Source organism: Pseudomonas sp. JR33AA, assembly GCF_021378985.1.
Lineage (GTDB): Bacteria > Pseudomonadota > Gammaproteobacteria > Pseudomonadales > Pseudomonadaceae > Aquipseudomonas > Aquipseudomonas alloputida.
In genome coordinates this window covers 679,322-698,592 of record NZ_JAJSAW010000001.1, presented here as the reverse complement: position 1 = coordinate 698,592, position 19,271 = coordinate 679,322, and the positions used below count along the sequence as shown (strand labels likewise).

Annotated in this window: 18 protein-coding genes; 8 read left to right on the top strand and 10 right to left on the bottom strand. The window is 61.3% G+C overall.

Annotation, left to right across the window (positions count from 1 at the left end):
* Nucleotides 1–65 precede the first annotated feature (65 nt).
* Nucleotides 66–1,508 carry a glucose-6-phosphate dehydrogenase gene (gene zwf / locus LVS58_RS03110; RefSeq protein WP_233689825.1) on the bottom strand — a complete coding sequence of 481 codons (1,443 nt, stop codon included), beginning with the start codon at nt 1,506–1,508 and terminating at the stop codon, nt 66–68.
* A 103-nt stretch (nt 1,509–1,611) separates the two neighbouring features.
* Here zwf and hexR point away from each other — a divergent pair, with 103 nt between their 5' ends.
* Both hexR and LVS58_RS03100 read left to right on the top strand, forming a co-directional pair.
* The gene (gene hexR, locus LVS58_RS03105) at nt 1,612–2,478 is read left to right on the top strand and encodes a transcriptional regulator HexR (protein ID WP_003253273.1); all 867 of its coding nucleotides are present in this window, start codon (nt 1,612–1,614) and stop codon (nt 2,476–2,478) included.
* 111 nt (nt 2,479–2,589) lie between these two features.
* Nucleotides 2,590–2,808, top strand: a complete 219-nt coding sequence (locus LVS58_RS03100) for a PA3496 family putative envelope integrity protein (RefSeq protein ID WP_233689824.1) — start codon at nt 2,590–2,592, stop codon at nt 2,806–2,808.
* Here LVS58_RS03100 and LVS58_RS03095 read toward each other — a convergent pair.
* Nucleotides 2,750–3,712, bottom strand: coding sequence for a LysR family transcriptional regulator (locus LVS58_RS03095; protein ID WP_325175970.1), 963 nt, complete (start codon nt 3,710–3,712; stop codon nt 2,750–2,752). The genes LVS58_RS03100 and LVS58_RS03095 overlap by 59 nt on opposite strands.
* Before the next feature lie 189 nt (nt 3,713–3,901).
* Between LVS58_RS03095 and LVS58_RS03090 the strand changes: the two genes are divergently transcribed.
* Together LVS58_RS03090 and oadA are read left to right on the top strand one after the other, a co-directional pair.
* On the top strand, nt 3,902–5,317 hold the full coding sequence (locus tag LVS58_RS03090; protein WP_003253279.1) for an acetyl-CoA carboxylase biotin carboxylase subunit: 1,416 nt from the start codon (nt 3,902–3,904) through the stop codon (nt 5,315–5,317).
* Between the two features lie 11 nt (nt 5,318–5,328).
* Complete coding sequence (oadA, locus tag LVS58_RS03085; RefSeq protein ID WP_233689823.1) at nt 5,329–7,137, top strand: sodium-extruding oxaloacetate decarboxylase subunit alpha; 1,809 nt, start codon at nt 5,329–5,331, stop codon at nt 7,135–7,137.
* A gap of 140 nt (nt 7,138–7,277) precedes the next feature.
* Here oadA and LVS58_RS03080 read toward each other — a convergent pair whose 3' ends face one another.
* Genes LVS58_RS03080 through LVS58_RS03070 form a run of 3 tightly spaced genes read right to left on the bottom strand, consistent with a single transcriptional unit; the run spans nt 7,278 to nt 9,044 of the window.
* The gene (locus tag LVS58_RS03080; protein WP_233689822.1) at nt 7,278–7,949 is read right to left on the bottom strand and encodes a GNAT family N-acetyltransferase; all 672 of its coding nucleotides are present in this window, start codon (nt 7,947–7,949) and stop codon (nt 7,278–7,280) included.
* A 7-nt stretch (nt 7,950–7,956) separates the two neighbouring features.
* Nucleotides 7,957–8,403 (bottom strand): GNAT family N-acetyltransferase, encoded by a 447-nt coding sequence (locus LVS58_RS03075; RefSeq protein ID WP_233689821.1) that lies wholly within the window; start codon nt 8,401–8,403, stop codon nt 7,957–7,959.
* A gap of 11 nt (nt 8,404–8,414) precedes the next feature.
* Nucleotides 8,415–9,044, bottom strand: coding sequence for an FMN-binding negative transcriptional regulator (locus LVS58_RS03070; protein WP_233689820.1), 630 nt, complete (start codon nt 9,042–9,044; stop codon nt 8,415–8,417).
* An 89-nt stretch (nt 9,045–9,133) separates the two neighbouring features.
* Here LVS58_RS03070 and pdxR point away from each other — a divergent pair, with 89 nt between their 5' ends.
* A complete protein-coding gene (gene pdxR / locus LVS58_RS03065) occupies nt 9,134–10,663 on the top strand; it encodes a MocR-like pyridoxine biosynthesis transcription factor PdxR (protein WP_233689819.1) in 1,530 nt (509 codons plus the stop codon).
* Between the two features lie 30 nt (nt 10,664–10,693).
* Here the strand turns inward: pdxR and LVS58_RS03060 are convergent, their stop codons facing one another.
* The 4 genes from LVS58_RS03060 to aspA all read right to left on the bottom strand — a co-directional run bounded on the left by LVS58_RS03060 (nt 10,694) and on the right by aspA (nt 15,682).
* The gene (locus LVS58_RS03060; RefSeq protein WP_233689818.1) at nt 10,694–11,797 is read right to left on the bottom strand and encodes a polyamine ABC transporter substrate-binding protein; all 1,104 of its coding nucleotides are present in this window, start codon (nt 11,795–11,797) and stop codon (nt 10,694–10,696) included.
* A complete protein-coding gene (locus tag LVS58_RS03055) occupies nt 11,797–12,840 on the bottom strand; it encodes a histone deacetylase family protein (protein WP_233689817.1) in 1,044 nt (347 codons plus the stop codon). Before LVS58_RS03055 ends, LVS58_RS03060 begins: the two co-directional genes overlap by 1 nt.
* Before the next feature lie 194 nt (nt 12,841–13,034).
* Nucleotides 13,035–14,027, bottom strand: coding sequence for an AraC family transcriptional regulator (locus LVS58_RS03050; protein ID WP_233689816.1), 993 nt, complete (start codon nt 14,025–14,027; stop codon nt 13,035–13,037).
* A 230-nt stretch (nt 14,028–14,257) separates the two neighbouring features.
* Nucleotides 14,258–15,682, bottom strand: a complete 1,425-nt coding sequence (aspA, locus tag LVS58_RS03045; RefSeq protein WP_233689815.1) for an aspartate ammonia-lyase — start codon at nt 15,680–15,682, stop codon at nt 14,258–14,260.
* A 182-nt stretch (nt 15,683–15,864) separates the two neighbouring features.
* On the opposite strand from aspA, the gene LVS58_RS03040 reads away from it, so the two are divergent.
* Nucleotides 15,865–16,782 carry a LysR substrate-binding domain-containing protein gene (locus LVS58_RS03040; protein ID WP_233689814.1) on the top strand — a complete coding sequence of 306 codons (918 nt, stop codon included), beginning with the start codon at nt 15,865–15,867 and terminating at the stop codon, nt 16,780–16,782.
* Here the strand turns inward: LVS58_RS03040 and LVS58_RS03035 are convergent.
* Nucleotides 16,774–17,400, bottom strand: coding sequence for a zinc-dependent metalloprotease family protein (locus LVS58_RS03035; protein ID WP_233689813.1), 627 nt, complete (start codon nt 17,398–17,400; stop codon nt 16,774–16,776). The two genes, LVS58_RS03040 and LVS58_RS03035, sit on opposite strands and share 9 nt — an antisense overlap.
* Before the next feature lie 269 nt (nt 17,401–17,669).
* Here LVS58_RS03035 and purE point away from each other — a divergent pair, with 269 nt between their 5' ends.
* Nucleotides 17,670–18,161 (top strand): 5-(carboxyamino)imidazole ribonucleotide mutase, encoded by a 492-nt coding sequence (gene purE, locus LVS58_RS03030; protein ID WP_003253304.1) that lies wholly within the window; start codon nt 17,670–17,672, stop codon nt 18,159–18,161.
* Between the two features lie 10 nt (nt 18,162–18,171).
* Nucleotides 18,172–19,254: a 5-(carboxyamino)imidazole ribonucleotide synthase gene (locus LVS58_RS03025; RefSeq protein ID WP_233689812.1), complete on the top strand. Its 1,083-nt coding sequence runs from the start codon at nt 18,172–18,174 to the stop codon at nt 19,252–19,254.
* Nucleotides 19,255–19,271 lie beyond the last annotated feature (17 nt).

Genomic DNA, 19,271 nt, shown 5'->3' with positions numbered 1-19,271 from the left:
GCGGTATGCCCCTTCCGAACGACAGATTGCTTGCGGCACCTACCCGCAAAGCAGAGCGAAGCGCTTCAGCTGTACCAATGCCTGCCATGCCTGGCCAGCAGGCTACCGGCCTGTTCCGGGCCATTGCTGCCGGCGGCATAGTGGCGGGGTGCCTGAAAGTGCTCCTGCCAACCCTTCATTAACGGATCAATCCAGTGCCAGGCCGCCTCCACTTCATCGCGGCGCATGAACAGTGTCGAATCACCCTCCACGATGTCCAGCAGCAGGCGTTCATAAGCTTCCCAGCGGCGGGTCTGGCTGAATACCTGAGCCAGGTTCAGGTCCAGCTCGACCGGTTCCAGCCGCATGCCCTTGCCTGGGCTCTTGGTCATCATGCGCAGGCTGATGCGCTCATCCGGTTGCAGCTGAATCAACAGCTGGTTGACTTGGCCACCGCTGAACAGCTCGTGGGGTACCGGCTTGAACTGGATGACGATCTGCGACGAGCGGCGCGCCATGCGCTTGCCGGTGCGCAAGTAGAAAGGCACGCCTGCCCAGCGCCAGTTGTCGATGTGCGCTTCGATGGCCACGAAGGTTTCGGTATCGCTGTCGTTGTCGACGTCCTTTTCGAAGTAATAGGCCGACACCTCCTGGCCGCCGATGTGCCCGGCACCGTACTGACCGCGCACGGTCTTGTCCTGCACGTCCTGGCCGGTGATGGGTTTGAGGGCCCGCAGGATCTTCACCTTTTCGTCGCGCACCGCTTCAGCCTCGAACTGCGCAGGTGGCTCCATGGCCACCAGGCACAGCAGCTGCAACAGGTGGTTTTGCAGCATGTCGCGAGTTGCCCCGGCGCGGTCGTAGTAGGCGCCGCGGTTTTCTACCCCCAGGGTTTCGCAAACGCTGATCTGTACGTGGTCGACCTGATTGTTGCGCCACACCGGCTCCAACAGGGCGTTGGCGAAGCGCAGGGCCATGAGGTTCTGCACGGTTTCCTTGCCCAGGTAGTGGTCGATGCGAAATACCTGGTTTTCGTCGAACACTGCGCCAATCGCTTCGTTGATGGCGGTGGCCGAGGCTAGCGAGTGACCAATTGGCTTCTCCAGCACGATGCGCGCTTCGGGGTCGGCCAGGCCTGCGTTACGCAGGTGATTGGCAATCGGTACGAACAGGTTGGGAGCGGTGGCCAGGTAGAAAATGCGCGTCAGCCCGCCAGGTTCGCCCAGGTAGCGCGCCAGGCGGCCGAAGTCGGCGCTTTGCGATGCATCCATGGGAAAGTAGTCGAGGCGCGCGGCAAACCGTTGCCATATGTCTTCGTCGAAGTCATTGCGGGCAATCTGCGCTCGGCAATGGCGTTCTGCGAGCTTGAGGTATTCGTTACGGCTTATGTTGCGGCGGGCGAGGGCGATGATGCGTACCGCGTTGTTCAGACGCGCCTCGCGATACAAGTGATAGAGCGCCGGGAGGAGTTTGTGCAGGGCCAGATCGCCGGTGCCACCGAACACCAGAATGTCGCAAGGAATAGTCAAACCGCCACTCTCCACGTTCGTTTAACTGGGCGGGTTGGCGTCCATGTAGTATAACTACAAGAAAGCTACAACCCGGCACGCCGATCATAACCGAGTCCAGCCTGTGAATCTGTTGCAACATATCGCCCAATCGCGCCACCTGCTGCGCAAATCGGAACTGAAAGTGGCCGACCACGTGCTGCTCGACCCGGCTGCCGTCATGCACAGCTCCATGGCCGATTTGGCGCACAGCGTGGGTATCAGTGAACCGACCATCGTGCGTTTCTGCCGGGCCATAGGCTGCTCGGGCTTCCAGGACCTGAAGCTGAAGCTGGCGCAAAGCCTGGCTGCCGGTGCCAGCTTTGGTCAGTTCGCCATCCACGAAGACGATTCGGTCGCCGACTACAGTCTGAAGATCTTCGACACCACCCTGCACACTCTGATGGAAGTGCGCGAGCACCTTGATCCGCAGGCGCTGCAACAAGCGGTGAGCGCCATGGCACAGGCGCAGCGGGTAGAGTTCTATGGCTTTGGCGCGTCCGGTGCCGTTGCGGCCGATGCCCAGCACAAGTTCTTCCGCCTGCTGCTCAGCGCGGCAGCGTATTCCGATCCGCACATGCAAGCGATGTCGGCGGTTACCCTGAAACCGGGCGATGTGGCGGTGTGTATCTCCCAGTCGGGCCGTTCCAAGGACCTGCTGATCACTGCCAACCTGGTGCGTGAGAGCGGCGCCAACCTGATCACCCTGTGCCCCAGCCAGACGCCGCTGGCCGAGTTGTCGACGGTCAACCTGGCGATCGATGTGCATGAAGACACCGAGATCTACACCCCGCTGACCTCGCGTATTGCCCACCTGGTGGTGATCGACGTGCTGGCCATGGGCGTTGCCATGGCGCGCGGGCCTAGCCTGGTCAACCACTTGAAGAGTGTGAAACGCAGCTTGCGCAGCCTGCGCCTGTCGCCCAAGTCGATCAAGGCTACCGACGACTGAGTTCAACCTGTACAGGCAGTGAAAATTCACGATTCTGTCACCATTCCACCGCCAAACGGTAAACCTGCAAGGCCAGTCTGAAACTCCCGCATACTATCTGGGAGACAGGCAATGGCTCGTGACTTCGACGGTACGTACCAACCCAACGCCAAGGCTCGCAAGCAGCAGGAAAAGGATCAGCGCCGTATGGAATACCGGCGCGCGATCGAGAGCTATTGCGACCAACGTCAACTGCTCCACGACCTGGCGGACTACCCGGAGCTGCAAGCACTCACGGTATGGCAGTCGTCGGCGGCATCTTCCCCGAAAAACGTTCAACAAGCGCGCTGATCAAAGCACGTTCGCCGCGGATGAATGCAAGAAATGCCAAGGCCACCGGCGACTGCCGCTTGGCCTTGGCCTGTACCACGCACCAGCTGCGGTACAGCGGCAGCTCCTCGACCGGTAATTCCTTCAGCATCCCGGTAGCCAGCTCCAGGTTGACTGCGTGACGGGTCAACAGGGCGATCCCCAGCCCGGCGATCACGCATTCGCGCTGGGCATCGGCCGAGGCTACTTCAAGCGTCTGGGCAAAATGCACACGCTTATCCTTGAAGTACTCTTCGCAAGCCTTGCGGGTTCCCGAACCTTGCTCGCGGACCAGCAGGGTATGAGGCTCCAGGTCCTGCATGCGCAACTGCTCCAGCTTGCACAGCGGGTGCTGTGGCGGCGCAACCGCAACGATCGGGTTGTTGAGGAACGGCAGAAACTCCAGGCCCATGTCCTGCGGCACCATCGACATGATGATCAGGTCGTCGCGGTTATCGGAAAGGCGGCGGATGGCTTGGGCACGGTTGACTACCGTCAGCGTCAGGTTGACTTCCGGGTGACGCTGCTTGAAGGCGGCGAACAGGTGTGGCACGAAGTACTTGGCACTGGACTCGATCGCCAGTTTCAACTGCCCCTGCAGTGAGCCCTGCATGTCCGACAGCTGCATGTCCAGGCTCTCCAGCCGCCCGAAGATATCGTGGCTGGCGCGCTGCAAGGCCTCGGCCGCCTCGGTCAGGTAAAGCTTCTTGCCCACATACTCGAACAAGGGCTGGCCGATCAGCTCTTCAAGCTGGCGGATCTGTAGACTAACGGCGGGTTGCGTCAGCGCCATTTCCTCCGCGGCACGGCTGTACGACCTCAAATCGCACACCTCATTGAAGATCTGAAGTTGACGCAATGTCATACGCATCAAGGACTTACGCATTTTTATTAGCTCTTCGGCAACACCTTGTTACCCAACTATAAGCTTTTGCTAATACAGCCTCTAACAAATATTGATTTTTGTTTATCGACCTACAGCGCTAGGGTGAATACGCGACTGGCCAGCAACGTCTGGTCACGCGCCGACCGGTAGAACCGGCTCGACTGTTCCTACGGCTTTGGGAAGACTCCAGTGATAAAAAAAATCCTGATCGCCAACCGAGGTGAAATCGCAGTTCGGATCGTGCGTGCTTGCGCCGAGATGGGCATTCGCTCGGTAGCGATCTTTTCCGACGCCGACCGGCATGCCTTGCACGTCAAGCGCGCTGACGAAGCACACAGCATCGGTGCCGAGCCGCTGGCCGGTTACCTGAACCCGCGCAAGCTGGTGAACCTGGCTGTGGAAACCGGCTGTGATGCCCTGCACCCGGGCTATGGTTTCCTTTCGGAAAACGCTGAACTGGCAGAAATTTGCGCCGAGCGCGGGATCAAGTTCATTGGCCCGGCCGCCGACGTGATTCGCCGTATGGGCGACAAGACCGAAGCGCGCCGCACCATGATCGCCGCCGGTGTGCCGGTAACCCCGGGCACCGAAGGCAACGTTGCCGATATTCATGAAGCCCTGAGCGAAGGTGATCGCATCGGTTATCCGGTGATGCTCAAGGCTACCTCCGGTGGTGGCGGCCGCGGTATTCGCCGTTGCAATAGCCGCGAAGAACTGGAACAGAACTTCCCACGGGTGATTTCCGAGGCGACCAAGGCATTCGGTTCGGCCGAAGTGTTCCTGGAGAAATGCATCGTCAACCCAAAGCACATCGAGGCGCAAATCCTCGGTGACAGCTTCGGTAACGTCGTGCACCTGTTCGAGCGCGACTGCTCTATTCAGCGCCGTAACCAGAAGCTCATCGAAATTGCCCCGAGCCCACAGCTCACGCCTGAGCAGCGAGCCTACATCGGCGACCTGGCGGTGCGTGCGGCCAAAGCGGTGAATTACGAGAACGCCGGTACCGTGGAGTTCCTGCTCGCCGATGGCGAAGTGTACTTCATGGAAATGAACACTCGGGTGCAGGTGGAACACACCATTACCGAGGAAATTACCGGTATCGACATCGTTCGTGAGCAGATCCGCATCGCCTCGGGGCTGCCACTGTCGGTCAAGCAGGAAGACATTCAGCACCGCGGCTACGCCTTGCAGTTCCGTATCAATGCTGAAGATCCGAAAAACAACTTCCTGCCCAGCTTCGGCAAGATCACCCGTTATTACGCCCCCGGCGGCCCGGGCGTGCGTACCGACACTGCGATCTACACCGGCTATACCATTCCACCGTTCTACGACTCCATGTGCCTGAAACTGGTGGTGTGGGCGTTGACCTGGGAAGAAGCCATGGACCGCGGCCTGCGGGCCTTGGACGACATGCGCGTGCAAGGGGTAAAGACCACCGCCGCGTATTACCAGGAAATCCTGCGCAATCCGGAATTCCGTAGCGGCCAGTTCAATACCAGCTTCGTCGAAAGCCACCCTGAACTGACCAACTACTCGATCAAGCGCAAACCCGAAGAGCTGGCCCTGGCCATCGCCGCCGCCATCGCCGCCCACGCAGGCCTGTGAGGAACCCCATAATGTCCAAGAAAATTCACGTAACCGACACGATCCTGCGCGACGCTCACCAGTCCCTGCTGGCTACCCGCATGCGTACCGAAGACATGCTGCCGATCTGCGACAAGCTCGACAAGGTTGGCTACTGGTCGCTGGAAGTCTGGGGTGGTGCCACCTTCGACGCCTGCGTGCGCTTCCTCAAGGAAGACCCGTGGGAGCGCCTGCGCAAGCTGCGCGCAGCGCTGCCCAACACCCGCCTGCAAATGCTGCTGCGCGGCCAGAACCTGTTGGGCTACCGCCACTACAGCGACGACGTGGTCAAGGCCTTCGTCGCCAAGGCGGCGGTCAACGGCATCGATGTGTTCCGCATTTTCGACGCCATGAACGACGTGCGTAACCTGCGCGTGGCCATCGAAGCGGTCAAGGCCGCCGGCAAGCACGCCCAGGGCACTATCGCTTACACCACCAGCCCGGTACACACCATCGAAGCCTTCGTGAACCAGGCCAAGCAGATGGAAGCCATGGGTTGCGACTCGGTGGCGATCAAGGACATGGCCGGCCTGTTGACCCCGTTCGCCACTGGCGAGCTGGTCAAGGCGCTGAAGGCTGAACAGTCGCTGCCAGTGTTCATCCACTCCCACGATACCGCCGGCCTGGCTGCCATGTGCCAGCTCAAGGCTGTGGAAAATGGCGCTGACCACATCGATACCGCCATCTCCAGCTTCGCCTGGGGCACCAGCCATCCGGGTACCGAGTCGATGGTTGCTGCGCTCAAGGGCAGCGAGTTCGACACCGGCCTGGACCTGGAGCTTCTGCAGGAGATCGGCTTGTATTTCTACGCCGTTCGCAAGAAGTACCACCAGTTCGAAAGCGAGTTCACTGCGGTGGACACTCGGGTGCAGGTGAACCAGGTACCGGGCGGCATGATTTCCAACCTGGCCAACCAGCTCAAGGAGCAGGGCGCCCTCAACCGCATGAACGAAGTGCTGGCCGAAATCCCGCGTGTGCGTGAAGACCTCGGCTTCCCGCCGCTGGTTACCCCGACCTCGCAGATCGTCGGCACCCAGGCGTTCTTCAACGTGCTGGCGGGTGAGCGCTACAAGACCATCACCAATGAGGTGAAGCTGTACCTGCAAGGTGGCTATGGCAAGGCCCCGGGCGTGGTCAACGAGCAACTGCGTCGCCAGGCGATCGGCAGCGAAGAAGTGATCGATGTGCGCCCGGCTGACCTGCTGAAGCCGGAAATGGCCAAGTTGCGTAGCGACATCGGTGCCCTGGCCCGTTGCGAAGAAGACGTGCTGACCTACGCCATGTTCCCAGACATTGGCCGCAAGTTCCTCGAGGAACGTGAAGCTGGCACCTTGACGCCTGAAGTGCTGCTACCGATTCCGCAGGCCGGTGCCGTGGCTGCCCCAGGCGGTGAAGGCGTGCCGACCGAGTTCGTGATCGACGTACACGGCGAAACCTACCGCGTCGACATCACCGGTGTGGGCGTGAAGGCTGAAGGCAAGCGTCACTTCTATCTGTCGATCGACGGCATGCCGGAGGAAGTGGTATTCGAGCCACTCAACGAGTTCGTTGGCGGTGGCGGCAGCAAGCGCAAGCAAGCGACTGACCCTGGCCACGTAAGCACCACCATGCCGGGGAACATCGTTGATGTACTGGTCAAGGAAGGTGACATGGTCAAGGCCGGCCAGGCGGTCCTGATCACCGAAGCCATGAAGATGGAAACCGAAGTGCAGGCGGCCATCGCCGGTAAGGTCGTGGCCATTCATGTGGCCAAGGGTGATCGTGTGACGCCGGGTGAGATCCTGATCGAGATCGAGGGCTGATTTAAGCCCTCATCTACAAGTGGTTAACCTCTGGGGAGCGGATGCTCCCCTTTTTTTGCGCCGCAACACTCGCCTCTTCGCGGATAGACCCGCACCTCACAACGCGCATCCCCTGTAGGAGAGCTGATTCAGCACACCGCTCAACCTTTGCGGCACACCTCAAGGCTTTTCACCTGGCCACCCGGCTGCTGGTTCTCTTCACTCAACCACCGCTCAAACCCGGCTGCCACCGCCGGCCACTCATCATCGGTAATCGAATACCAGGCCGTATCGCGGTTATGGTCCTTTACCACCAGGTGCTTGCGGAACACCCCTTCGTAGACGAAGCCGAATCGCTCTGCCGCACGTTTGGAGCGGGTATTGGCGTTATTGCACTTCCACTCCAGCCGTCGATTACCCAGCTCGAAGCCCAGCTTGCCCAGCAGGTACACCGCCTCGGTGCCCTTGGGCGTACGCTGCATGGCGGCGCCGAAGGCAATGTGGCCGATCTCGATCCGGCCGTGGTCAGGCACGATCGACATCAGGCTGAGGATGCCTTGGGCCTGGCCGCTGGCCCGGTCGATGACGGTGTAGAAAAGCGGGTCGCGGCCAGCAGCATTGCCTTCCAGCCAGCGGTCAAAGGCGGCACGTTCGGTGAACGGGCCGTACGGCAGGTAGTCCCACAGCACCGGATCGGAGGTCGGACCCTGCAGCACCTCCCACAGGTCTTCGCCATGGCGCCCTGGATCGAGTTTCTCCAGGCGGATGAAGCGGCCTTCAATTGGCTCGGCCTTGGGGGTTGCGGCGGGTTTCCAGTTCAATGCGTCTGTCATGTTCGGCCTACAAGCCTTTGCGGAATTGGATGAAGCCCGAGCGCTCGGCAACCTGCTGGTACAGGCTGATGGCGGTGGCGTTGGTTTCGTGGGTCAGCCAGTGCACCTTGATGCAGTTGTCGGCCTTGGCCGTGGTGTAGACGTGCTCGATCAACTGTCGACCAATGCCCAGGCCACGTTGCGTGCTGTCCACATACAGGTCTTGCAGGTAGCAGGAATTCTCGATGCTCCAGTTGGAACGATGGTAGATGAAGTTGACCATCCCCACCGCCTTGCCGTCGACCCAGGCCAGTGCCGAATGGGTTGGCTCGCTGGGGTCTAGCAAACGTTGCCAGGTGCTCAGGCTGACGGCATCGTCCAGCTTGGTCTCGTAGAAGTGCAGGTAGGCCTGCCACAGGGCGTGCCAGGCTGCATGATCCTGGGCAGTGACAGGGCGCAGGGTAAGCTTGGGCATGGGCTATTCCTTCAGAGTTGGCGCATGTGCGCCGCGAGTTGATTGTCCCGTTGATCGGGGCTGGCGCTCAGGCCTTCGCGCACGCCATCGATGTCGTGCCCGGAGCGGTTCTGGCTGAGCTTGCGCGCACCTTGCAGGCGTGCGATGGGCAGGCGGATGCCGACGATGGCGCGGAGCATGCCCTCGATGTAGTCGGCGGGGGCATCGGTGACTTTCCAGGGTTCGCTGCGACCCTGTTCGTGGCGGTCGGTCAGGTGGCTTACGATAGCCAGTAGCGGCTCGGCCTCATGGATAACTTCAGCCGGGCCATAAGCGTGCACCGCCAGGTAGTTCCAGGTCGGCACCACCTTTGGGTTTTCGGCCTTGCTTGGGTAATAGCCGGGGCTGACATAGGCATCGGCGCCGGGGAATACCAGCAGCGCTTCGCCGCCGTGTTGCAGGTCTTGCCATTGGCGGTTGGCACGGGCCAGGTGGGCATACACAGTGCCGAAATCGCCCTCGGCGGTATCGACCAGTACCGGCAGGTGCGTGGCCAGAAGGCCCTGTTCGCCCTGGCTGACCAGAATGGCCAGGCGGGTGTCTAGCATGTGCTGGTGCAAGCGGGTGAGGTCATGTTCCTGGTGCGGCTTACTGTTGTACATGGCGGGATCCTTGTCGAATGGTTCCATCCTAGGCAGGCTATTGGTCCTGGGTAAGATCCATTAATGCCTGTTTTCATAGGTCCAATACCATGCGCGACTCGCCCCTCATTCTGCCTTTCGACCCTGCCGGGATCGCCCTGGATCGCAGCCGCGGGCTTAGCCAGCAGCTCTATCAGGCGTTGCGAGCGCGGGTACTGGATGGGCGCCTGAGCAGTGGTACTCGGCTGCCGGCTACGCGCGACCTGGCTGCCATGTTGGCGCTTTCACGCAACAGCGTGGTGCGCGCCTACGATCAGCTGTATGCCGAGGGTTTCATCGAAAGCCGGGTCGGTGATGGCACCTACGTTAGCCGGCTGCCGAAACTGTCCACACAAGTATCCACAGGGTTATCCCTGGGCTTATCAACAGGTTTATCCACATTTTATGAAGAAAATACTGAGGATTTATCCAGCGAGAGGCTTTTCAGCGAGCCTTTGCAGCGTCTGAAAAACAACCATTTGCCACCGCCCCGAAGCGGTGCGCCGCGTGCTTTTCGTGTTGGCATTCCGGCGTTCGACCTGTTCCCGTTTGACGTCTGGGCCAAGCTACAGGCGGGTTTCTGGCGCAACCCGTCCCCTGCGCAACTGGGCTATGGGGACCCCGCTGGCGAGCCGGCTTTGCGCGATCTGATTGCGGCCTACCTACGCCGCTCGCGTGGGCTGAGCTGTACGGCTGAACAAATTGTGATCACCAGTGGTGCGCAGCAGGCCATCAGCCTTTGTGCACAGTTGCTGCTGCAGCCGGGCGACGGTGTGGCTGTGGAAAACCCAGGCTATCGGGCGGCCGCTCATGCCTTTACGCTTGCGGGCGGCCGGGTGTCTGGCGTGCCGGTGGATCAAGAAGGGCTGGACTGTGGCCGGCTGGAACACTTGACGGATTGCCGACTGACCTATGTCACGCCTGCGCACCAATACCCGACCGGTGTGACCATGAGCCTTGCACGTCGCCTGGCCTTGCTGGCCTGGGCTGAACGCAGTGACGGCTGGGTCATCGAGGACGACTACGACGGCGAGTATCGCTACAGCGGTGCGCCGCTGGCCCCGCTGGCAGCGCTCGACCGGCACGGGCGGGTGCTGTATGTCGGCACCTTCGGCAAGATCGCCTTCCCGGCGTTGCGTCTGGGCTACCTGGTGCTTCCGTCGAAGCTGGTGCAGGCGTTCAGCCAGGGCAAGGCGTTGGCGGTGCGGCATTCGGAGGTCAGCAGCCAGTGCGTGATGGCCGAGTTCATGGCCCGTGGTCATTTCCAGCGGCATATCCGCCGTATGCGCAAGGCGGCATTGAAGCGGCGCGATGTGCTCAAGGCCGGTTGGCCTGTGGATATTCCGGGGCTGGGCGCAATGCCGGAAGTGGCGGCTGGGCTGCATGTGAAGGTCGATGTGGATAACGTTGCTCGGGAGCAGGAGTTGGTGGCCAAGGCTGAGGCGGTGGGGGTGGAAGTGACGCCACTGAGCAATTTCTGGCTGGCGGACAGCCAGGTGCCTGTGGATAAGCGGGCAGGCCTGGTACTGGGCTTTGCGGCGGTGGCGGAGGGGGAGATTGCCGAGGCCCTGATGAGACTACGCAAAGTCTGGAGGAAATGAATGGGGCTGCAAAGCAGCCCCGGTTCACCATCAGGTACCGGACTTTATCCGCGTCCAGGCGCGGGTCCTGGCCCGTTCGGCATTTCGCGTCAAGGGTTTGAGGGTATACAGCTTGACCATCGCCTCTGCCGTCGGATACAGGTTGGGGTTGTTGCGAATCGTCGGATTCACTTTGTCGGTGGCATCCTTGTTCGGGTTCGGATACCCGACGAAGTCGCTGATCGGCGCAATCACCTCTGGCCGCAGCAGGTAGTTGATGAAGGTATGCGCATCCTCCGGGTTCGCTGCGCCCTTTGGAATCGCCAGCATGTCGAACCAGATCGGCGCTCCTTCCTTGGGCAGGCGCATGTCCACCACCACGCCGTTGTTTGCCTCACGGGCGCGGTTGGCTGCCTGCGAAAAGCTGCCGCTGTAGCCCACTGCCACGCAGATGTCGCCATTGGCGATGTCTGCCATGTACTTCGAAGAGTGGAAGTAGGTGATATGCGGACGAATCTTCAGCATCAGCTCCTCGGCCTTCTTGTAATCGGCCGGTTTGTCGCTGTTCGGCGGCAAGCCTAGGTACTGCAGGGCCAGCGGCAGAATCTCCGACGGTGAGTCGAGCAGGGCCACGCCGCACTGCTTGAGCTTGGCGATGTTCTCTTCCTTGAAGATCAGGTCCCAGCTATCCACCGGCGCGTTGTCACCGAGTGCAGCCTTGACCTTGGCCGGGTTGAAGCCGATCAGCACGGTGCCGTACATATACGGCACGGCAAACTTGTTGCCCGGGTCATTGGCTTCAATCAGCTTCATCAGTGCCGGGTCCAGGTGTTGCCAGTTCGGCAGCTTGCTGCGGTCCAGCGGCTGGAACACCCCGGCTTCGATCTGCTTGGCGAGGAACACGTTGGACGGCACCACCACGTCATAGCCGGAGTTGCCGGTGAGCAGCTTGGCCTCCAGCGCCTCATTGGTGTCGAAGATGTCGTACACCAGCTTGACGCCGCTGTCCTTCTGGAAGTCGGTCAAGGTCTGGGGGGTGATGTAATCGAACCAATTATATACACGCAGGGTACGCTGCTCGGCTTGCGCATGCAGGGCGCCGGCGAACAGGGTGGCTGCGATGAACGGGGCGAGCAGACGCTTGAGTCGGACCATTACCGGGCTCCTGTCTGGGCGCGCTGGAACCCTTCCAGCACATTGACCGCGTTGATGCCGATTTCTTCCACAGCGTAGCCGCCTTCCATCACGAACAGGGTTGGCTTGCCGAGTTGGCCGATGCGCTTGCCCATTTCCAGGTAGTCCGGGCTGTCCAGCTTGAACTGCGAGATGGGGTCGTCCTTGAAGGTGTCCACACCCAGGGAGATGACCAGCACGTCGGCGTCATAGCTGGCGATACGCGTGCAGGCCTCTTCCAGGGCTGCGCTCCAGGCGGCCCAGTCGCTACCGGCCGGCAAGGGGTAGTTGATGTTGTAGCCCTGGCCTGCGCCTTCGCCTGTTTCATCGGCATAGCCGAGGAAGAACGGGAATTCGTCCTGCGGGTCGCCGTGGATCGAGGCGAAGAACACGTCGTCGCGGTTGTAGAAGATGTCCTGGGTACCGTTGCCGTGGTGGTAGTCGACGTCAAGGATGGCGACCTTGCGTCGGCCTTGGTCGAGGAAGGCCTGGGCAGCGATGGCGGCGTTATTCAGATAGCAGTAGCCGCCCATCACTTCGCCGGCAGCGTGGTGCCCTGGCGGACGGCACAGGGCGAACGCCGCATGGGCGCCTTGCGCAATCGCTGCCTGGGCGGTCAGGGCAACTTGTGCAGCACTATAGGCCGCCTGCCAGGTACCCGCGGTGATGGGGGCGCCAGCATCGAAGCTGTAGTAACCCAGTTCGCCGTGCAGGCCGGTCGGCTTGACCTGGCGGAGTGTGCGGGCCGGCCAGGTGAAGGGCAGCAGGTCACCCTCGTGACCCAGTGCAGCCCAGCGGGCCCAGGCGCCTTCGAAGAAATCCAGGTAATCGGCGCTGTGGACGCGCAACAAAGGCGCACGGCCGAAGTCGGTGGGGCCCTGGATGTCGCCGAGGTTGCGTTTTTTCACCTGGTCGAGCACATGGTCGGCGCGCGAAGGCATTTCGAAACAAGGCATCAGCTTGCCATCGATCAGCTCGCAGCGGCCGTGGTGCAGGCGGTGGTCATCGGAATAGATCGTCAGCATTGTTGTTCTCCGGTGCGACTGGCGTGGGTCCATTGTCATGGGCTGATCCGCAGGGGAGAACGACGCAAACGGCCAAAAGGGGATCGATATGGCCAAGGTCTTTGGCCGGCAGGCCCGGCCCTTACGCCACAGAGGCATCAGGGGTTGTGACGCCCCTGTAGGAGCGGTTTTACCCGCGTAGAGGCCAGAACAGGTCAACCTCGAAAATGGCTGGGCGCCACGCCACTCCAGCGCTGGAAGGCATGCCGAAAACTGGCCGTCTCACTGAACCCCAACGTCTCCGCAATCCGGTAGATCGGCATCTGCTCATCGGCCAGCAACTGCTTGGCCCGCTCGAACCTCAGCTCGTCCAGCAGCTGTTGATAACTGCTGCCCAGCGCCTGCAAATGCCGGCGCAGGGTGCGCGAAGAGCAGTTCATCTGCCGCGCAAGCCCTTCCAGCCCGGGTGCTGCGTCCAGTTGCTGCGCCAGCAGCTGGCGAATCCGTCCCAGCCATGCCTGGCGACCAGTGAATTCAAGGTTCAGGCGCCGGCAGCGCTCGCTCATGGCTTTGTGAGTGATTGGGTCGGCCAGCGGCAGCGGCATATCCAGCCATCGCCGTTCGAAAGCGAAGGCATTGTCCTCGGCGGCGAAACCGATCGGGCATTGAAACGCTCCGGCATAGAGCGCGTGGTAACCAGGGCGAGGGTGTTCGAAGCGTGCGCCAAGCAGCGGTAACGGGCGGCCAAGCAGGTCGTCGCAGATGGCTTTCAGCGACACCAGGCAGAACTCGGCGTTGAAAGCGCTCAACGCCGGGCTGTCATGGTATTCGCTGGCGCTGAACCAGACACGCTGGCCGTCGTCGAGCAAGCGCAGCTTGAAGACTGTTCCCAGCAGTGCCGGATACTGCAGCGCCAGGCGCAAGGCGTCACCCAAAGTGGCACTGGAGAGCAGCGCGTAACCGAGCATGCCGTAGCACGACACGCGCATGCGCTGGCCCAGTTCCAGGCCAATGTCCTCCCGCCGGGCCACAGCATTGGCGCAAACCTGCAGCTCCTGCTGGGTGGTGATGCGCGCATCGGCATGCCCCAGGTCTGCCGGGCCAATGCCGCTGCCGGCCAGCAGCGCCGACGCCTCGCAACCGTCTGCCTGGAAGACGTTGAGGATCAGCGAAACTGCGTTGAGGGTGGTGAGGTGGCTGTGCAGCATGCTGGGTAATCCCGTTTGGCTGGGACGCATTATGGAGCAAGTTGTGTGCCGATATCCGGGGCTGCAGGCAAACCACATGTCCTGCCGGCGCGGCCGGGGTGCGCGAAGGCCTGCAAAGCGGCCCCAAAACCTTCAGGCAAAAAAAAAGGCCCGAAGCAAGCGCTCGGGCCTTGGAAAGGTTGAGAGGTGTCTAGTCCCTCGACCTGGTGAGACGGTTTACAGCGGCCTGGTTACGCCTTCAGCGGAACCAGACGTGGAGCGATCATGTTTTCCGGACGCAGGATGTCGTCGAGCATTGCGTCGTCCAGCAGCTTCTCTTCGCGCACCAGTTCCAGTACGCCGCGGCCGCTTTCCAGGGCAACGCGGGCGATACGGGTGGCGTTCTCGTAGCCGATGTAGGGGTTCAGTGCGGTAACCAGGCCGATCGAGTGCTCGACCAGTTCACGGCAGCGCTGTTCGTTGGCGGTGATGCCGACGATGCAGTGCTCGCGCAGCATGTCCATGGCGCGTTGCAGCAGGCGGATCGAGTCGAAGATCTTGTAGGCGATCAGCGGCTCCATCACGTTCAGCTGCAGCTGGCCACCTTCGGCGGCGACGGTCAGGGCCAGGTCGTTGCCCATGATGGCGAAGGCCACTTGGTTCACAGCTTCTGGAATAACCGGGTTGACCTTGCCTGGCATGATCGAGCTGCCTGGCTGACGCGCTGGCAGGTTGATCTCGTTGATGCCGGTGCGCGGGCCGCTGGACAGCAGGCGCAGGTCGTTGCAGATCTTCGACAGCTTGACCGCGGTGCGCTTGAGCATGCCGGAGAACAGCACGAAGGCGCCCATGTCGGAGGTGGCTTCGATCAGGTCGGCAGCCGGTACCAGCGGGTGGCCGCTGATGGTGGCCAGGCGTTGTACGGCCAAGGCCTGGTAGCCAGGGTCGGCGTTGATGCCAGTACCGATGGCGGTACCGCCCAGGTTGATTTCTGTCAGCAGTTCCGGAGCCAGCGAGCGCAGGCGCTGCAGGTCTTCAGTCATGGTGGTGGCGAAGGCGCGGAATTCCTGGCCCAGGGTCATCGGTACGGCGTCTTGCAGCTGGGTACGGCCCATCTTCAGTACGTGGTCGAATTCTTTACCCTTGGCAGCGAAGGCCTGGATCAGGCTATCGAGGCTGGCCAGCAGCGCGTCGTGACCCAGCAGCAGGCCCAGGCGGATTGCGGTCGGGTAGGCGTCGTTGGTCGACTGCGCCATGTTCACGTCGTTGTTAGGGTGCAGGTACTGGTAATCACCCTTCTGGTGGCCCATGGCCTCCAGCGCAACGTTGGCAATGACTTCGTTGGCGTTCATGTTGGTAGAAGTACCAGCACCGCCCTGGATCATGTCAACCACGAACTGGTCGTGGAAATCGCCTTTGATCAGGCGGGCGCAGGCTGCGGAAATGGCAGCGTGCTTGGCATCGCTCAGGTGACCTAGCTCACGGTTGGCGTCGGCAGCGGCCTGCTTGACCATGGCCAGGGCCACGACCAGCTTCGGGTAGTGCGACAGCGGAACACCGGAGAGGTGGAAGTTGTTGGCAGCGCGCAGGGTCTGGATGCCGTAGTAGGCATCTGCAGGAACTTCAAGGGTACCCAACAAGTCTTTTTCGACGCGGAACGATGCAGCAGCGGACATGATGTATATCATCTCGATTTTGACCCGGCACATGCCGGAATGGCGCCAATCCTAGGCCTGAAGGTGTTTTTGCGGCCAATGCTATTGCACGCTAACCTATGCACAAACGGCATAGTGTTTCATGTGACGCCAATTGATATTCGAGCGTGTTCCATTTTGGTGCGCGCCGGGAGATGTGCTTCGTGAACCTTGAAAGCAAATGGCTGGAAGACTTCAGTGCGCTGGCCGCTACCCGCAGTTTTTCACAGGCCGCAGAGCGGCGTTTCGTTACTCAACCGGCCTTCAGCCGCCGTATTCGCAGCCTTGAGGCAGCGTTGGGCCTGCAGCTGGTGAACCGCTCGCGCACACCTATCGAGCTGACCGAGGCCGGCCAGCTGTTTCTCGTCACAGCACGTACTGTTGTCGACCAGCTGAGCGAAATTCTCCGCCATTTGCATCACCTGGAAGGCGGGCAGGGCGAAGTGGTACAGGTAGCCGCGGCACACTCCTTGGCGTCGGGCTTCTTCCCCCGTTGGGTGGCCCAGTTGCGCAACGATGGTTTGAACATCGCCACCCGCCTGGTTGCGACTAACGTCGGAGATGCCGTCCATGCCCTGCGCGAAGGCGGCTGCGACCTGATGCTGGCGTTCTACGACCCGGACGCGGCCTTGCAGATGGATGCCGAGATTTTCCCGTCGCTGCACATGGGCACCACTGAAATGCTGCCGGTATGCGCCGTGGATGCCGCTGGCAAGCCATTGTTCGACCTTGAAGGTGAGGGCAGCGTGCCATTGTTGGCCTATACCGCTGGCGCATTCCTCGGTCGCTCGGTCAATTTGCTGCTGCGCCAGCGCAACCTGCGCTATACCACCGTCTACGAAACCGCCATGGCCGACAGCCTCAAGAGCATGGCCCTGGAGGGGATGGGCATCGCCTGGGTGCCGCGCCTGTCGATGCGTGGCGAGCTCGAGCGCGGTGAACTGGCGATCTGCGGCGGTAGCCAATGGCATGTGCCGCTGGAAATCCGCCTGTACCGCTGCGCGCTGGTGCGTAAGGCTAACGTCCGCTTGCTATGGCGCAAGCTGGAGTCGTCTGGCGCACAAGGTGAAGCGTCAATTTGAGTTGTATTTCAGGTAATCAGTGATATTTGCACGATTCCTGTCGCTGTAGCGGTAGCAGTTGGATCGTGCCGGTATACGGGGGTGCGTGTACGTTTCGCACACCCAGCCATTGAACTTCAGTTCGGCGTCTTCATGCGTGGCGCCTAGCAGATGGCCAATTTCATGAGCTGCAGTACCGTATGCGGCCACAGAGGCAATGGCTGTTTTCTGCTTGAAGTAGGCCAAGCCGGCGTTGTAGTTCAGGCCGCTATGATCGTAGCTGTTGCGGGTGAGCAGGAGATGTTTATCCATCAGAGAGTAGAGTCGGTGTCGCTTTTGTGCATACACCTGCTGGCTGAAAGCTTCCAGGAGCTTTTCGGAGGGCATTCCTGCATAAGCAATATCGGTAATGCGTTCAACATTGCGTTGAAATATCACTTCGATGGGATGTTGGCTGAAACTGCGCATTTCGTTCAGCCAATGCTGGAAGAAGCCTTCGTTCAATTGCTCGTCATGCATATCGGCCAGGTCGTCGTGCACATAGACGGTGACGGTAAGCGCTTGGGCTGCCGAAGCACTGGGCAATTGCACGCTGAGTATCAGACCAAACGACAGTGCGAAGAAGCATGGAGTTTTCATGTAGACGTACCAAAGTGCTCGAGGAAGGGCTGCAAGCGTGCAGCGCTCGTCGACTCCGAGGCAGCAGGAAAAAGTTGTCCCTCGAGACAGCTTGCCCTTTGATCCGGCATGTGCTTGTAGGGGTGGGCGGCCAGCCTTTAAATACGTTACAATCCCGCGCCTTCGGCCGACCTGGTCGATTCAGAATCCGTATGACAAGCCACGCTGGCCCACCTGCGTGGCTTGTTGCTTTTAGCGCGCCAGAAGGCGCTTGCAGGAGAGGCTCGACGATGAGTGCACTGGTTGGCGTGATCATGGGCTCCAAGTCCGATTGGTCCACCCTTAGCCACACCGCCGATATGCTGGAAAAACTCGGCATTCCCTACGAAGTGAAGGTGGTTTCTGCCCACCGCACCCCGGATCTGCTGTTCCAGTATGCCGAGGAGGCTGAGGGCCGTGGCATCGAGGTGATCATCGCCGGTGCCGGTGGCGCAGCCCACCTGCCAGGCATGTGCGCTGCCAAGACCCACCTGCCGGTGCTGGGCGTTCCGGTGCAGTCGTCGATGCTGTCGGGCGTCGATTCGCTGCTGTCGATCGTGCAGATGCCAGCCGGTGTGCCGGTTGCCACCCTGGCCATCGGCCGTGCCGGAGCGGTCAACGCTGCCCTGTTGTCGGCCAGCATTCTGGGCGCCAAGTACCCGCAGTACCACGCGGCGTTGAAGCAGTTCCGCACGGAACAGACCGACACCGTGCTGGACAACCCAGACCCGCGCCAGGCTTGAGGCTCAACCCATGAAGATCGGTGTAATCGGTGGCGGCCAGCTGGGCCGCATGCTGGCCTTGGCGGGTACCCCGCTGGGCATGAACTTCGCCTTCCTCGACCCGGCACCGGACGCCTGCGCGGCGCCCTTGGGTGAGCACCTGCGTGCCGACTACGGCGATCAGGACCACCTGCGTCAGCTGGCCGACGAAGTCGACCTGGTCACCTTCGAGTTCGAAAGCGTCCCGGCCGAGACCGTGGCCTTCCTCTCGCAGTTCGTGCCGGTATACCCCAGCGCCGAATCGCTGCGCATCGCCCGTGACCGCCTGTTCGAAAAGAGCATGTTCCGCGACCTGGGCATCCCCACCCCGGCCTTCGCCGACATCCTCTCGCAGGCAGACCTGGACGCCGCGGTGGCCAGTATCGGCCTGCCGGCCGTGCTGAAAACCCGCACCCTGGGTTACGACGGCAAGGGCCAGAAGGTGCTGCGCACGCCAGAAGACGTGGTGGGAACCTTCGCCGAGCTGGGCAGCGTGCCATGCCTGCTGGAAGGCTTCGTGCCGTTCACTGGAGAAGTGTCGCTGGTGGCCGTGCGTGGCCGCGATGGCGAAACCCGCTTCTACCCGCTGGTGCACAACACTCACGAAAGCGGGATCCTGCGCTTGTCGGTAGCCAGCCAGGCACACCCGCTGCAGGCTTTGGCCGAAGATTACGTCGGCCGCGTGTTGCAGAAGCTGGATTACGTTGGCGTGATGGCCTTCGAGTTCTTCGAGGTTGACGGTGGCTTGAAGGCCAACGAAATCGCCCCGCGGGTGCACAACTCCGGGCACTGGACGATCGAAGGCGCCGAGTGCAGCCAGTTCGAGAACCATCTGCGTGCCGTTGCAGGCCTGCCACTTGGCTCGACCGCCAAGGTGGGCGAGAGCGCGATGCTCAACTTCATCGGTGAAGTACCGGCCGTGGACAAGGTTGTCGCCATCGGGGACTGCCACCTGCACCACTACGGCAAGGCCTTCAAGATTGGCCGCAAGGTAGGGCACGCCACCCTGCGCTGCCAGGACATGGCCACCCTCGAGCGCAAGATTGCCGAAGTTGAGGCGCTGATCAGCAACTGATCGAGCTTCGAATCGAA

What these genes read in the sequence shown, in the direction of transcription:
- LVS58_RS03055 (WP_233689817.1), bottom strand. Translation starts at nt 12,840, where the DNA reads ATGCTGACGATCTATTCCGATGACCACCGCCTGCACCACGGCCGCTGC.
- LVS58_RS03070 (WP_233689820.1), bottom strand. Translation starts at nt 9,044, where the DNA reads ATGTACAACAGTAAGCCGCACCAGGAACATGACCTCACCCGCTTGCAC.
- LVS58_RS03080 (WP_233689822.1), bottom strand. Translation starts at nt 7,949, where the DNA reads ATGACAGACGCATTGAACTGGAAACCCGCCGCAACCCCCAAGGCCGAG.
- aspA (WP_233689815.1), bottom strand. Translation starts at nt 15,682, where the DNA reads ATGTCCGCTGCTGCATCGTTCCGCGTCGAAAAAGACTTGTTGGGTACC.
- LVS58_RS03025 (WP_233689812.1), top strand. Translation starts at nt 18,172, where the DNA reads ATGAAGATCGGTGTAATCGGTGGCGGCCAGCTGGGCCGCATGCTGGCC.
- LVS58_RS03095 (WP_325175970.1), bottom strand. Translation starts at nt 3,712, where the DNA reads ATGCGTAAGTCCTTGATGCGTATGACATTGCGTCAACTTCAGATCTTC.
- purE (WP_003253304.1), top strand. Translation starts at nt 17,670, where the DNA reads ATGAGTGCACTGGTTGGCGTGATCATGGGCTCCAAGTCCGATTGGTCC.
- LVS58_RS03050 (WP_233689816.1), bottom strand. Translation starts at nt 14,027, where the DNA reads ATGCTGCACAGCCACCTCACCACCCTCAACGCAGTTTCGCTGATCCTC.
- LVS58_RS03060 (WP_233689818.1), bottom strand. Translation starts at nt 11,797, where the DNA reads ATGGTCCGACTCAAGCGTCTGCTCGCCCCGTTCATCGCAGCCACCCTG.
- LVS58_RS03075 (WP_233689821.1), bottom strand. Translation starts at nt 8,403, where the DNA reads ATGCCCAAGCTTACCCTGCGCCCTGTCACTGCCCAGGATCATGCAGCC.
- LVS58_RS03035 (WP_233689813.1), bottom strand. Translation starts at nt 17,400, where the DNA reads ATGAAAACTCCATGCTTCTTCGCACTGTCGTTTGGTCTGATACTCAGC.
- pdxR (WP_233689819.1), top strand. Translation starts at nt 9,134, where the DNA reads ATGCGCGACTCGCCCCTCATTCTGCCTTTCGACCCTGCCGGGATCGCC.
- LVS58_RS03100 (WP_233689824.1), top strand. Translation starts at nt 2,590, where the DNA reads ATGGCTCGTGACTTCGACGGTACGTACCAACCCAACGCCAAGGCTCGC.
- oadA (WP_233689823.1), top strand. Translation starts at nt 5,329, where the DNA reads ATGTCCAAGAAAATTCACGTAACCGACACGATCCTGCGCGACGCTCAC.